The sequence below is a fragment of the Pseudomonas sp. S60 genome, assembly GCF_016647865.1.
GTDB classification, from domain to species: Bacteria; Pseudomonadota; Gammaproteobacteria; order Pseudomonadales; family Pseudomonadaceae; genus Aquipseudomonas; species Aquipseudomonas parafulva.
Genome location: NZ_JACVVH010000051.1, coordinates 21395 through 35038 on the forward strand (window position 1 = coordinate 21395; position 13644 = coordinate 35038).

11 protein-coding genes are annotated in these 13644 nt (G+C 54.8%); 6 read left to right on the top strand and 5 right to left on the bottom strand.

The genetic code is table 11. The features are described from left to right. Nucleotides 1-42 precede the first annotated feature (42 nt). From fliA to flhA, 4 genes are all read right to left on the bottom strand, one after another. Nucleotides 43-783, bottom strand: coding sequence for an RNA polymerase sigma factor FliA (gene fliA / locus IAE33_RS20850; protein ID WP_028633450.1), 741 nt, complete (start codon nt 781-783; stop codon nt 43-45). Next, complete coding sequence (fleN, locus tag IAE33_RS20855; RefSeq protein WP_028633451.1) at nt 780-1613, bottom strand: flagellar synthesis regulator FleN; 834 nt, start codon at nt 1611-1613, stop codon at nt 780-782. The genes fliA and fleN overlap by 4 nt, the downstream gene beginning before the upstream one ends. A gap of 93 nt (nt 1614-1706) precedes the next feature. Further along, complete coding sequence (gene flhF / locus IAE33_RS20860) at nt 1707-3014, bottom strand: flagellar biosynthesis protein FlhF (RefSeq protein WP_201164905.1); 1308 nt, start codon at nt 3012-3014, stop codon at nt 1707-1709. 11 nt (nt 3015-3025) lie between these two features. Beyond that, nucleotides 3026-5155 (bottom strand): flagellar biosynthesis protein FlhA, encoded by a 2130-nt coding sequence (gene flhA, locus IAE33_RS20865; RefSeq protein ID WP_028633453.1) that lies wholly within the window; start codon nt 5153-5155, stop codon nt 3026-3028. A 598-nt stretch (nt 5156-5753) separates the two neighbouring features. Between flhA and IAE33_RS20870 the strand changes: the two genes are divergently transcribed. Next, on the top strand, nt 5754-6443 hold the full coding sequence (locus tag IAE33_RS20870) for a GntR family transcriptional regulator (RefSeq protein WP_328804898.1): 690 nt from the start codon (nt 5754-5756) through the stop codon (nt 6441-6443). A 3-nt stretch (nt 6444-6446) separates the two neighbouring features. Here IAE33_RS20870 and IAE33_RS20875 read toward each other — a convergent pair whose 3' ends face one another. Further along, nucleotides 6447-7499, bottom strand: a complete 1053-nt coding sequence (locus tag IAE33_RS20875) for a D-alanine--D-alanine ligase family protein (protein WP_201164906.1) — start codon at nt 7497-7499, stop codon at nt 6447-6449. Between the two features lie 96 nt (nt 7500-7595). Here IAE33_RS20875 and IAE33_RS20880 point away from each other — a divergent pair, with 96 nt between their 5' ends. Genes IAE33_RS20880 through IAE33_RS20900 form a run of 5 tightly spaced genes read left to right on the top strand, consistent with a single transcriptional unit; the run spans nt 7596 to nt 13371 of the window. Further along, complete coding sequence (locus IAE33_RS20880) at nt 7596-9227, top strand: B12-binding domain/radical SAM domain-containing protein (RefSeq protein ID WP_201164907.1); 1632 nt, start codon at nt 7596-7598, stop codon at nt 9225-9227. Next, nucleotides 9217-10422 (top strand): PLP-dependent transferase, encoded by a 1206-nt coding sequence (locus IAE33_RS20885; protein WP_236407067.1) that lies wholly within the window; start codon nt 9217-9219, stop codon nt 10420-10422. Before IAE33_RS20880 ends, IAE33_RS20885 begins: the two co-directional genes overlap by 11 nt. Further along, entirely contained in the window at nt 10422-11321 is a 900-nt protein-coding gene (locus tag IAE33_RS20890) for a hypothetical protein (protein ID WP_201164908.1), read from the top strand. The genes IAE33_RS20885 and IAE33_RS20890 overlap by 1 nt, the downstream gene beginning before the upstream one ends. Continuing rightward, a complete protein-coding gene (locus IAE33_RS20895; protein WP_201164909.1) occupies nt 11311-12465 on the top strand; it encodes a cysteine desulfurase family protein in 1155 nt (384 codons plus the stop codon). The genes IAE33_RS20890 and IAE33_RS20895 overlap by 11 nt, the downstream gene beginning before the upstream one ends. Further along, a complete protein-coding gene (locus IAE33_RS20900; protein WP_201164910.1) occupies nt 12466-13371 on the top strand; it encodes a D-alanine--D-alanine ligase family protein in 906 nt (301 codons plus the stop codon). Nucleotides 13372-13644: the final 273 nt, after the last annotated feature.

Below are 13644 nucleotides of genomic sequence, written 5' to 3' on the forward strand. Positions count from 1 at the left end.
CAATTCGGTACAACGTGGAAAACGACTACAACGACAGCGGGCTTAACGTGCCCGCCACTCCCCCAGACGGCTGCGCAAGCGCGCGGCGCATTGGCTGTGCAACTGGCTGACCCGCGATTCGCTGACACCAAGGACCTCGCCGATCTCCTTGAGGTTCAGCTCCTCGTCATAGTAAAGCGCCAGTACCAGGCGTTCACGCTCGGGCAGGTTGGCAATGGCATCGGCCAATGCGGCCTGGAAACGCTCGTCCTCCAGGCCACGGGCAGGCTCAGCCTGGCCACTGGCACCATCCTCATGCAGCCCTTCGTGCTCGCCGTCCTGCAACAGGTCGTCAAAACTGAACAGGCGACTGCCCAGGGTATCGTTCAAGATCCCGTAGTAATCATCGAGACTCAACTTGAGTTCGGCAGCAACTTCATGATCTTTAGCGTCACGGCCGGTTCTTGCTTCAACGGCGCGCATGGCATCACTGACCATGCGGGTGTTGCGGTGCACCGAACGCGGCGCCCAGTCACCCTTGCGCACCTCGTCGAGCATGGCCCCGCGGATGCGGATGCCGGCGTAGGTTTCGAAGCTGGCGCCCTTGCTGGCGTCGTATTTGTTGGCCACTTCCAGCAGCCCGATCATGCCGGCCTGGATCAGGTCCTCGACCTGGATGTTGGCTGGCAGCCGTGCCAGCAGGTGGTAGGCAATGCGCTTGACCAGCGGGGCGTAGCGCTCGATCAGTTGGTACTGCGCGTCCTTCGACGCGCGGCTGTACATCTTGAAGCCGCTGGCACTCATAGCACCGGACCCGCACTGGTGGGTTGCACCAGGCGCTCGACGAAGAACTCCAGGTGGCCGCGTGGGTTGGCTGGCAACGGCCAGGTGTCCACCTTCTGGGCGATGGCCTTGAAGGCCAGGGCGCATTTGGAGCGCGGGAAGGCTTCGTAGACCGCGCGCTGTTTCTGCACGGCCTTGCGCACGCATTCGTCGTAGGGCACGGCGCCCACGTATTGCAGGGCCACGTCCAGAAAACGGTCGGTCACCTTGGTCAGCTTGGCGAACAGGTTGCGCCCTTCCTGCGGGCTCTGCGCCATGTTGGCCAGCACGCGGAAGCGGTTCATGCCGTAGTCGCGGTTCAGCAGCTTGATCAGCGCATAGGCGTCGGTGATGGACGTGGGCTCGTCGCACACCACCAGCAGGACCTCCTGGGCGGCGCGGACAAAGCTGACCACCGAGTCACCAATACCGGCAGCGGTGTCGATCACCAGCACGTCAAGGTTGTCACCGATCTCGCTGAACGCCTGGATAAGCCCCGCGTGCTGGGCGGGCGCCAGGTGCACCATGCTCTGGGTGCCCGAGGCGGCCGGCACGATACGCACCCCGCCAGGGCCCTGCAGCATCACATCGCGCAGCTCGCAGCGCCCCTCGATCACGTCCGCGAGGGTGCGTTTGGGGGTGAGGCCCAGCAGGACGTCGACATTGGCCAGGCCCAGGTCGGCGTCCAGCAGCATGACCCTGCGGCCCAGTTCGGCCAGTGCCAGGGACAGGTTCACTGAAACGTTGGTCTTGCCGACGCCACCTTTGCCGCCGGTCACGGCGATCACCTGTACGGGATGCATGCTACCCATGTCTGTTCTTTACCTTGTCTCGCTGGGACTCAGGCCACACGAAGGGCAATTCTGCGTGCCCCTTGGCATAGCTACCTTGCACACACTTCATGTTCAACCCACTCGCCGAGGGTTGTGGTAGAGATCAGCGAACATGTCGGCCATGGCCTCTTCGCTGGGCTCATCCTGCTGTTGCACACTGACCGCCCGGGTGACCAATTGGTGCCCGCGTGGCAGGTGAAGATCGTCCGGAATGCGCGGCCCATCGGTCAGATAGGCCACCGGCAGCCGGTAACTGATGGCAAGGCTCAGCACATCGCCGAGGCTTGCCGATTCATCAAGTTTGGTCAGGATGCAACCGGCCAGGCCACAGCGGCTGTAGCTGTGGTAGGCGGCGGTGAGCACCTGCTTCTGGCTGGTGGTGGCCAGCACCAGGTAATTCTTCGCGGCGATGCCCCGCCCTGCCAGGGTTTCGAGCTGCATGCGCAGGGCCGGGTCGCTGGCCTGCAGGCCAGCGGTGTCGATGAGGACCACGCGCTTGCGCAGCAGCGGCTCCAGCGCCGCGGCCAGGGACTGACCGGGGTCGACGTAGGTGACCGGCACGTTGAGGATGCGGCCCAGGGTCTTGAGCTGCTCCTGGGCACCGATGCGAAAACTGTCCATGCTCACCAGCGCCAGGTTGTTCGCGCCGTACTTGAGCACATAGCGTGCGGCCAGCTTGGCCAGGGTGGTGGTCTTGCCCATGCCGGCCGGGCCGACCACGGCAATCACACCGCCCGCCTCGATCGGCTCCACCTCCGGGATATCGATCATGCGTGCCAGGTGCGCCAGTAGCATGCGCCAGGCATGGCGCGGCTCCTCAATCTCGCCGGTCAGCGCCAGCAGCTCCCGGGCGATTGGCCCGGACAGGCCCAGGCGCTGCAGCCGGCGCCACAGCGTAGCCTGTTGCGGCTTGCTGCCTTGCAGCTGGGTCCACGCCAGTGAGCCCAGCTGCACTTCGAGCAACTGGCGCAGGCCCGAAAGCTCGGAGCGCATGGCATCGAACAGACGCGGGTCTACCGAGGCCTGGGCGGGGGCAGCGGCCGGCTGAGGGGCATCCACATGGGGTTCAACCAGCGGTTCGGCAGCGGTCAACGATTGCCCGGCAAACAATTGGCGGTTGCTCTCGCTGTTGTCCTGACGCTGGTCGAGCTCGGCCTGAACCGTGGCAATGCGCGAGTGGGTCTTGCGCAGTTCTTCTTCAAGCTCGGCATTGGGCACCCGCGGTGCCAGGGCGGACAATTTGTAGTCGAGCGCCGCCGTCAGCTCGACACCGCCGGCAATGCGGCGGTTACCGATGATGGCCGCATCAGCGCCCAGCTCATCGCGAACCAGCTTCATGGCCTGACGCATATCAGCAGCGAAAAATCGCTTAACTTGCATTATCCACTACCTCAGCCGTTAGGGCCCACGGTGGCAACGATGGTGACTTGCTTGTTGTCAGGAATTTCCTGATACGCCAGCACGTGCAGGTTCGGTACAGCCAGCCGGCCAAAACGCGAAAGCATGGCGCGGATCGGGCCGGCGACCAGAAGGATGGCCGGTTGGCCCTGCATCTCCTGACGCTGGGCGGCTTCGATCAGCGAACGCTGCAGCTTTTCGGCCATGCTCGGCTCCAGAAGAACACCGTCTTCCTGACCTTGCCCGGCCCGTTGCAGACTATTGAGCAAAATCTGTTCCAACCTGGGTTCAAGGGTGATCACAGGCAGCTCGGACTCAACGCCTACAATGCTTTGCACGATGGCGCGACACAATCCGACGCGTACTGCCGCCACCAGCGCGGCGGTATCTTGACTCTTGGCCGCATTGTTGGCGATGGACTCGGCAATGCTGCGAATGTCCCGCACCGGTACCTGCTCTGACAACAGCGCCTGCAATACCTTCAACAGCCCCGACAAGGAAATGACACCCGGCACCAGTTCTTCAGCCAGTTTAGGCGAAGCCTTGGCCAGCACCTGCAGCAGTTGCTGAACTTCCTCGTGGCCGATCAGTTCGTGGCAGTGTTTCTGCAGGATCTGGTTAAGGTGGGTGGCCACCACTGTGCTGGCATCTACCACGGTGTAGCCCAGTGACTGGGCCTGGGAGCGCTGGCCCACGTCGATCCACACCGCTTCCAGGCCGAAGGCCGGGTCACGGGCGGCGATGCCGTTGAGGGTGCCGAACACCTGGCCGGGGTTGATGGCCAGCTCGCGGTCCGGGTAGATCTCGGCTTCGGCCAGGATCACGCCCATGAGGGTCAGGCGATAGGCACTGGGCTGCAGGTCGAGGTTGTCGCGAATATGCACGGTGGGCATGAGGAAGCCCAGATCCTGGGACAACTTCTTGCGCACGCCCTTGATACGCGCCAGCAACTGCCCGCCTTGGTTGCGGTCCACCAGGGGGATCAGGCGGTAGCCCACTTCCAGGCCGATCATGTCGATCGGGGTGACGTCGTCCCAGCCCAGTTCCTTGGTTTCGGCTGCGCGCTGTGGCGAGGGCAGCAGGTCTTGTTGGCGTTGCGCTTCCTGCACCGCCAGCTGTTTGGTTTTCTGCTGCTTTTTCCAGACCAGGTAGGCGCCACCGCCGGCCATCAGGCCAAGGCTGAGGAAGGCGACATGGGGCATGCCGGGTACCAGGCCCATGACGATCATCAGCCCCCCCGACACCGCCAGCGCCTTGGGCGAGTCGAACATCTGCCGGTTGATCAGCTTGCCCATGTCCTCGGAGCCCGAGGCGCGGGTAACCATGATGGCGGCGGCAGTGGACAGCAACAGCGATGGCAACTGCGCCACCAAACCGTCACCGATGGTCAACAGGGCGTACACCTTACCGGCGTCACCGAAGCTCATGCCATGCTGCAGCATGCCGATCAGCATGCCGCCGATCAGGTTGATGAACAGAATCAGCAGGCCGGCAATGGCGTCACCGCGCACGAACTTGCTGGCACCGTCCATCGAGCCGTAGAACTCGGCCTCCTGGGCCACCTCGCTACGGCGCGCCTTGGCCTGGGCCTGATCGATCAGGCCAGCGTTGAGGTCGGCGTCGATTGCCATCTGCTTGCCGGGCATGGCGTCCAGGGTGAACCGCGCACTGACCTCGGAGATACGCCCCGCGCCCTTGGTCACCACCACGAAGTTGATGATCATGAGGATGGCGAACACCACGGCACCGACCACGTAGTTGCCGCCGATCACCACCTCGCCAAAGGCCTGGATCACCTTGCCCGCAGCGCCATGGCCCTCCTGGCCATGCAGCATCACCACCCGGGTGGAGGCCACGTTCAGGGCCAGGCGCAGCAGTGTGGCCACCAGCAGGATGGTGGGGAACGCAGCGAAGTCGAGCGGGCGCAGGGCGTAAACGCACACCAGCAGCACCACGATCGACAGGGCGATGTTGAAGGTGAAGAACACGTCCAGCAGGAACGGCGGGATCGGCAGCATCATCATTGCCAGCATCACCAGCAACAAAATCGGCACGCCCAGGTTGCCCCGGCCAAGCCCGGCCAGGTTGTGGCGGGCGTTGCTGATTAACTGAGTGCGATCCACCGCGAGTCCTCTTGATGCAAAACTTTGACGCCAGATGGGCGCCTGGCGCTGGCATTGCAAGAAGCTTTCCAACTTTGGGGGGTCTGAGAGATAAATCGGTTTCTCCCAGCACGGCACTGAAATGCATGCCCTATCGATGACCGCCACCGTATAAAAGCGAGATTTGCATGGAAGAAACCCATGACGACGGTCGGACAAGCTCACTGCATCACTGCGGCTTACAGCGTGGGACGCCAGTGACAGGAGCCATCAGGGTTCTGCATTTCCCCATAGAGATGAATGGGCATTGCGATGGGCATGCCATGACGGGGCCAGCAGCGGAGAGCCTTTGCCACGCAGCACTGACATTCTTAAAGCTTATCGTACGGCGTTTTGAATGCCTCAATCCTCACCCAGAGGTGAAGACGCGTCGCGGATTATAGATGTCTCGACTTAATGCGTAACGTGTGAGCTCGCCCAATGCAGGATGCTAAAGACATTGGAACACCGCTGACGTTGAAGCCACCCAATCCGTTATATAGAAACGCCCGTGACGATGGCTGAGGTGGCAGCGTTATGGTACCTTCGGCAGGCTTTTATAACGATCTCGGAGATTAGCGTGTCCCCGCTTCCTGACAGCTTCACAGTGCCAACAGGTTATCAGCAAAAAACCGCGATGGCGTTTGTTGCTGACTCACTTCGCAATGGCATCCTTTCAGGCAAGATTCCAGAGGGTGCACAATTGCGCCAAGATGAATTAGCGGCCAAATTCGGTGTAAGCCGCATGCCGATCCGTGATGCTATAAGACAACTTGAAGCGGAAGGATTGGTTACCACCGAGCGCAACAAAGGGGCGTTTGTCTCCGTGATGACGATTGACGATGTGGTCGAGATTTACGACATGCGCATCATGGCAGAAACGACTGCATTGGACTTTGGGTTTGGCGACATTTCCAATGAAGATATCCTGGAGATGGAAAAATGCATCCAAGCAATGGCTACCCAGCGAGATCCCCACACGCTAGGCGAGCTAAATGAGCAATTTCACAATTTTCTGTACGCGCGGTCAAAACGCCCTCGGCTGCTGGCACTTATAAAGTCGCTTCATCAAGCCGTCGATAGACACCTCCGTTTTTTGCTCAGCAACTTGGACTATCATCAGAAATCCGAAGAGGACCATTTGACCATTCTCGAGGCTTGCCGTAGGGGGAACCGTGAATTAGCCAAACACGTGTTACGGCACCACCTAGAAGCAGGAAGAGATGAGATCGTTAACTTCCTGAGACGCCAACAGGGCATTAACTCGTAGCAGTCAAGGTTCCGACGATACCTTGATCACAGCGCTGACCAACTCGTCTACGATGCTTTCAAGCGAATACCCTGTGGCTTGGAACATTTTAGGGTACATGCTTGCTTTGGTGAACCCGGGCAATGTGTTCACTTCATTCAGAATGAGTTCATCATTGTTCTGAAGGAAAAAATCGATCCTGGCCAAGCCTGTCAGGCCCAAGCATCGGAATACCTCCAAAGACAGCTGTTGGATGCTCATGGACAGCGTCAAAGAGACAGGGCTAGGCACAAGCAGCGTCGAGGGCTGATGAGCAGTGTACTTGGCATCGTAGTTATAAAAATCATGGCCAGTGACGGGCACAATTTCACCGGGCAGTGATGCAATGGCTCGCCCACGCCGCTCTAGGATTCCACACTCAATTTCCCTGCCTTTGATCTCTTTTTCCACGATCACCTTTGGATCCAGGTGTCGAGCCGCCGCGTAAGCCTCACGGTATTCGGACTCGCAGGTCACTCGCGCCACACCAATGGAAGATCCCGAAGTGGCAGGCTTCACGAAGAGCACCTCTCCGCCCAGGGAATCTAACAACCAAGACCAGGGGTGCATCTCATAACCCGCAATCCAGGGAGCCACCTTGATCCCCGCTGCGCTTACGAGTCGCTTGGTGACGTCTTTGTCCATGGAAACCGCAGAGCCGAGTATTCCCGAGCCGACGCACGGAATACCACACATAGCACTCAGCCCCTGGATCGCACCGTCTTCCCCATACAGTCCATGAAGTGCCGGAAAAATCAGGTCGACCGCGATTTCTTCTGAAGCAGATCCCGGGCCTGAATGGATCAACGCTGACCTACCAGGCTGCAGCGTCAGTACAGGTGCAGTTGTGTCCACCTCCGCCGGGAACTCACGTGGTCGGCCTTGGTAACGCCATACGCCGGTTCTGTCGATTCCAACGCAATGAACTGAGTGACCCAGGGAAATCAGGGCCTGGTGAAGGTTGCGGGCCGACATGAGAGATACGGCGTGCTCAGTGCTTCGCCCACCAAAAATTAGCGCAATAACATTTTGTTTCATTTTAGATCTCCAGATACGGTTCGGCTCGGCTACTGTATCCAATATCCAATAAAGCGCAATGGCACGGACGCCTTTTCTCAACGAAATGGATGATCTATGCCCTTGTCTACCTCGCCCACCTCCTCCACCAACAATCCTGCTTCTCGACGCTCTGGCTGGGCGTACAGCCGCCAGATCCGGGCCGTCGCTGTTTCAGCTCCCGAGTCTCCCAAGGGCGCAAAATCCACCCGAGCCTTGAATAGCTGCGAGCCTGTGAGCCTATTTAATGCCTGCAGGCACGCAGCGTATCTGGCGCAAATCGGAGCAAGCGCTTGGGCATACAGCAGTTGGGCCATGGGACGCAAGGAAGCAAGAGATTGTTTTATGCTCATGTATTCATTAGATGACGTGCCGGCATTCGAGGCGCTACTGCACGCACAAAAACCTAACTTAGTTTTAATCGGGGCCATGACGTTATGCATGCCAGGTGCTGTGCATTGTGCCCAGCGGGTTCGGGAGCTGTTGGGGACAAGCGCTTTGATTGTTCTGGGCGGGCGCCACGTCAATGAGACGCTTTATTTAGATAATGAAAAAACAAGAAACTCGATGGCAGTGAGGCACCATAAAGCTTCTCCAGGAAGACTGATCCGAGAGCACAAAATTCCTCCTCTTTTCGACATCATTATTTCAGGGGAAGGTGAATTAGTTATTACCGCAATCGGTGAAGCGTTGGCGCGATCCAAGGAAGTCAACGTAAAAATTATTGCCGAACTTCTGGGAACCGACATCCCTGGCTTATGGATTGCAGATTTCCCCGGCATTGACACCACACTCGCTAGCTGCGGTGTACGGCTCGATCAAAACCAACTGCCATCAGCGATCAAGGCTTTTGGAGTTCAAAGCTCTTTCGACGTATTTAAAGGCCGGCTAACTTCTCATGTTTTCAGCTACACCGGGCGGGGCTGCTTCTACGACTGTGCTTTTTGTAGTGAGCGCCGTAGTGTCGCGGGCAGTATCACTGACGCCAACGGTGCCCCCTCACGAGTCTATGAACAATTTCAGGAAGCTGTTTTGATTAGCCATAGTGACCCGCACCGACGTAAAGCAAGTGCATTCGTAGAAGACTCGATTTTTTTGAACGGCAGCCCTGCACAGATAAACGCCTTGTGTGAACGCTTGGAGTTGGACCCTCTGGATCTTGTATTCGGAGGGCAATTTACAATTGATCTGATTATACAACGTCGGCACTTGATTGAGCGACTTGCAGCCAATGGCCTGAGCTATGTGTTCGTTGGCTTAGAAACATTAGAGCCTCAGGAAATTGGCGGCATAAGCAAAGATATAGGCCGCGCCCATTCTTCTTGGCAGCAGCGATTCTTAGAAGCGTTAGACGTGTTGATTGATCAACATATATCTTGCGGTTGCGCGCTACTTTTCGGCCTTGGAGAAACTCAAGCCAGTCGGGAACACTTGCTGAAGTTACTCATAGCGCTAAAGAAAAGGACCGGACAGCCTGTTACATTGAGTGTTAACTGGGCAGTGCAACATCCGCTCAAGAGTTGCCCGGAAAGTCAAAACCTTGACTATTTACAGTGGGGTACGCCAGCAGGTGAACTTCTGGATCTCTTTCATAGGTTCGGCGAAGCATCCCTATTTTACCCCATTGACGGCGTTGCACCTCCGCAGCTTGACGAAGTCGTCGCGATTATCGAGCAATTAGATGAATTCGAGGTGTTGAATGAATATTGATCGCTCGACCTTATTCGCTCAAGGAGGAATATTTCCAGTTGGAGATATGTACTCACTGCAAACACCCTCAATGGAAAGCACAACATACATTACAAACACCCCTGATCGACTTCTTCCAATTGATGCAGAAAGCTTGGTAGCCAATTACGAATCTCCGTTTGAGGGGCTTTACTATGGAGGGGTCGACACGCCTACCACCAAGCAAGCTGCTCAACAAATCGCGCAAATGGAAAAAGGTGAACATGCTGTATTGACGCCATCAGGGCAAAGCGCTTTACATCTTTTATTGCTGGCACTCCTCAAACCTGGTGATCACGTCCTTGTGGGCGATACCGTCATTTATACAACACGCTGGCTTCTTGAGTATTTCAAACAAAAAGGCATGGCAGTCGAATACTTTGCCCCCCAAGAAGCACATGCGCTGCGCACGAAGCTGAGAAGCCATACTCGCGTCGTCCTCTGGGAAACGCCAGGGGCTTATACTTACGAGCTAATCGATTCAGCTGCAGTTATTGAGGCCTGCAACCATCACCCCACATTAATGGTGGTAGATAACACCTGGTCCGCATCCACCTTCTCATTTCCTTTAGAAATGAACGTCGACATCTGCATTTTATCTCTAAGCAAATCGCTCGCCGCAGTCGAAGGGGTATCCTTGGGGGCTCTCATCACCCGCAGACCTGAAATCTTCAAAATTTTTAAGCAAACCTCTGCATTGATAGGTAACCATGTTAGTTCACACGTTTGTGCTGCAGCCCTACGTTCGATAAGTACGCTGGCAGCGCGACTGCACGCTCAACAGCTCTCAACCGTAGCCGTCATAAAGTATCTTGAAATGCAGCATTCAGTAGTGAAGGTGCTACACCCTTTGGTACAGCATTCAGTATCTGAACTGGCAAAGTACTCCATCGACGGGTACAACAGCCTCATCACGGTACAGCTGACTCATGAAAAAAAAACGCTCGTGCGACAACTCGGTCTGCTACGAGTAATACGAATTGGTTACGGCTGGGGCGGAACAGTTAGCCTTGCAACGCCAATCGTAATGGATAACAACTCCTCTGCACAGCGTATGAACATAACCGGCACATGCATTCGCCTCTACATCGGCCTCGAGCATCCCAATGATCTGATTTCAGATTTACGCCGCGCGTTTTTCGACACTTCATCATCTCTCAGAAAGGTAGACCAGTGATGAGCACTATTCACACAGATGACCGATATGCTTTCTCTGAAGACCAGCTCCTCACAGAAGTTTTCAAGTTCGCTGACACTTCCAGATTTGGGGACTTGCACATCATGTGTGGGCATTTTATGCTTTTTTTTGACTCATGCCTTAACACACTAATACCTGGCATATTCGAAGATATCTCGTACGAGCCTCTGAGATCAATTATCAAAGATCGAGTGGGTATCTTCCCCTCTTACTCATGGGATTTAGGCGTCAAGATTTCAGACATCTACACTGAGATTAACAATCTCCCTGCCTCTCTAATTTTACTGATAAACGACTGGCAATACACACCGACAAAAGAAGCTTCTAAAGACTTACGAGGTCATTTTTACTCAACATTTAACGCGCTACCTGAACGATATGAAAATACTCTTAAGCGCAGCTCATTCACCGACCTCCGAAATATATCTGCAAGCAGAAAACATTCTCTATGTTTTCCCGAGACTCGGTTGAAAAATCGTTTTCAGAACGAGGCCTCACGCTTAGTGAAACAAGGAAAGCTCCAGAGCCGGTATCTTCCAGGCCAGCCTTACATGTCTGAAATTTCTTTTACAGACTCAATGGGCGACGTGTTACCGCTGGTGTCATGTGGCATAACAGCTTGTGCGGGCGAGATAACAGAAATGATTTCTGAAATTTACAAAAATGGCGCTCGCCAGCTCGTGCTATTAGCACCTACCGAATGTCACAACGCTATTCGCAGAGGTGTAGAAATCGCGTTAACCCTCTATAAATTTGAACCGATGAAAATATTGGTTGCTGACCTAGGAGGTGCTGGCGAATCCACAGAAGAGGAAATCTATGGTCGCGGCGTTCATGTGGCAACGTACTCAACAATGGATCCCAACAATGAAGAATAAAGAACTCATTTATCTCGACACTGCCGCGACAACTCCGTGCACAAATGAAGTAATCAACGCAATGATCTCATACTTCGCTGACCACTACGGTAACGCTTCTTCAAGCCATGTAATGGGCAGGCGTGCGAGAATAGCCATTCAAGAAGCAACCCGCCATATATCAAAGCTCATCAACTGTTCCCCCTCCGAGATCATTTATACTGCAGGCGCCACTGAGAGTAACAACCTGGTAGTTTTAGGCTGCGCCGAACCAGGCAACAATATAATAATCAGCCCTATAGATCATAAGTCTGTACTGGCCTCAGCTGAAGAAATTAAAGCACGAGGCGTTGAAGTAAGGAGAATGAATGTAGACGCCACAGGCAGGATCGATATCGATCACCTAGCACGGCTTATTGACTCATCAACCAAGCTGATTTCACTGTCCTACGTCAACTCAGAAATTGGCACGTACCAAAGCCTAGCTAGCGTGCGAAAAGCCATGAAAACATGCAATGCCCTATTACATATTGATGCCTCCCAAGCACTGGGTAAACTACCAATAGATGTGAGGCGCTCGGGGATCGACTGCGCATCCTTTTCCGCGCACAAAGTGGGTGGGCCTAAGGGAATAGGAGCACTGTATATTTCGTTACAATCATGGCGTAGATTCCGACCGATCACTTTCGGGGGCGGGCAATCTGCACTGCGCAGCGGCACGCTTCCTACACCGCTGATTGTGGGGTTTGGGGCAGCAGCAAAATTCATGGCCAAGCAGAATCTACGTTCTGCATGGAAATCTGCAATTGCAAAAAGACGCCTCATCCTAGATATTTTTCGTGAGCAAGGTATCCAATATGAGCTTAATTCGCCAACTACTCATTCTGCGCCCTATATCCTGAACTTATCAATCCCTGGAGTACGCTCTGAGACACTGATCAGCTGCCTATCTGGCGTCTGTATATCCTCTGGCTCAGCCTGTAATTCTCAAAACTTGTCTCCGTCGCACGTCATTACGGGGATTGGTTACAGTGCAGATCGCGCTGAGTGTGCCATTAGAATTTCGTACAACGCAGACATTGACGTCATTGAACTACGTGCAGGTGTTGAAGCGATCGCTTCCACGTTAAAACTTTTAATCAAACTAACCAAGGAACATCTATAAATGAGCGAAAATATCGCAATCATCACTGGTGGCAATTCCTCTGAGCGCGAGGTCGCAGAGCAGACCGCAGAGACAGTATCTCAATCGTTATCAAGACAACACATCCACCACCAATTGTTTAACATCACCAGCATCAATGATCTTTATCAGCTAGATCTAACCTCTTTCACAAGAGTTTTTCTTGCCTTGCATGGAGGTTTTGGAGAGAATGGACAAGCGCAATCATATTTAGACTTCCTAGGCATTACCTACAATGGCCCTTCGCCAACTTCCAGCTCTATCTGCATGGACAAGATCCTGACCAAGCTAGTTGCAAGAGGTCTCCACATTAACGTCCCACGTTATGTCGAAATAACTGATACCTCTTTGTCTTATGAAGAGATTTCAGGAGCGCTCGGCACAAAACTGATCGTAAAACCTGTAAGAGAAGGTTGCAGCTTCGGCGTTTCACTGATCGAAAATAGTCCGGACGCGTTCTATAAAGCGAGGCAACATGCACTTAGCTTCAACGCGGGCATCCTAGTTGAAGAATACATACCTGGACGTGAGCTGTCCGTGTGTTTCCTCGCAGGGGAACTGTTACCTTCTTTTCAACTCGATTTTCAAACACCTTTCTTTTCCTATGACGCTAAATTTTCCTCTCCCCACACCACTGCCTCACTCATTGATTTAAAGCCCTCCACTCAAGGTGTACTTCAAAGAAATTGTAAACTTATTGCGCACACTCTGGAGCTTGATTATTTCAGGGCAGACGTAATCATACATGATGACCTACCGTATCTTATTGAGCTGAACACGCTTCCTGGCTTAACCAGCCATAGCCTATTCCCTAAGGCTTGCATGGCCTACGGGTGGAATTTTGACGAACTCATCCTCTATCTCAATAACCTAGTACCAGCTAAATAGATGAAAATTCCCTTCGGCCTTGACCGTATTATCTGGTGCGGACTCGAGGCCTTTTCTCCGTCCCCCACTCACTGCATCGCGAGCTTCGCTCGCTCCTACGCTTATTTCTGGCCAATCAGGCCTGTGCGATTTTGCGCGTGGCCCCTTGGCGCATGACGCGACATCGTGCCGTACCCACAAGGCAGTCGCGCGCGCCTGTCATAGGCGTGACTGGCCCGAAATAAGCGTAGGAGCGAGCGCAGCTCGCGATGCGCCGCGCGGGCGGCGCTCGGT

What these genes read in the sequence shown, in the direction of transcription:
- fliA (WP_028633450.1), bottom strand. Translation starts at nt 783, where the DNA reads ATGAGTGCCAGCGGCTTCAAGATGTACAGCCGCGCGTCGAAGGACGCG.
- fleN (WP_028633451.1), bottom strand. Translation starts at nt 1,613, where the DNA reads ATGGGTAGCATGCATCCCGTACAGGTGATCGCCGTGACCGGCGGCAAA.
- flhF (WP_201164905.1), bottom strand. Translation starts at nt 3,014, where the DNA reads ATGCAAGTTAAGCGATTTTTCGCTGCTGATATGCGTCAGGCCATGAAG.
- IAE33_RS20875 (WP_201164906.1), bottom strand. Translation starts at nt 7,499, where the DNA reads ATGAAACAAAATGTTATTGCGCTAATTTTTGGTGGGCGAAGCACTGAG.
- IAE33_RS20880 (WP_201164907.1), top strand. Translation starts at nt 7,596, where the DNA reads ATGCCCTTGTCTACCTCGCCCACCTCCTCCACCAACAATCCTGCTTCT.
- IAE33_RS20885 (WP_236407067.1), top strand. Translation starts at nt 9,217, where the DNA reads ATGAATATTGATCGCTCGACCTTATTCGCTCAAGGAGGAATATTTCCA.
- IAE33_RS20890 (WP_201164908.1), top strand. Translation starts at nt 10,422, where the DNA reads ATGAGCACTATTCACACAGATGACCGATATGCTTTCTCTGAAGACCAG.
- IAE33_RS20895 (WP_201164909.1), top strand. Translation starts at nt 11,311, where the DNA reads ATGAAGAATAAAGAACTCATTTATCTCGACACTGCCGCGACAACTCCG.
- IAE33_RS20900 (WP_201164910.1), top strand. Translation starts at nt 12,466, where the DNA reads ATGAGCGAAAATATCGCAATCATCACTGGTGGCAATTCCTCTGAGCGC.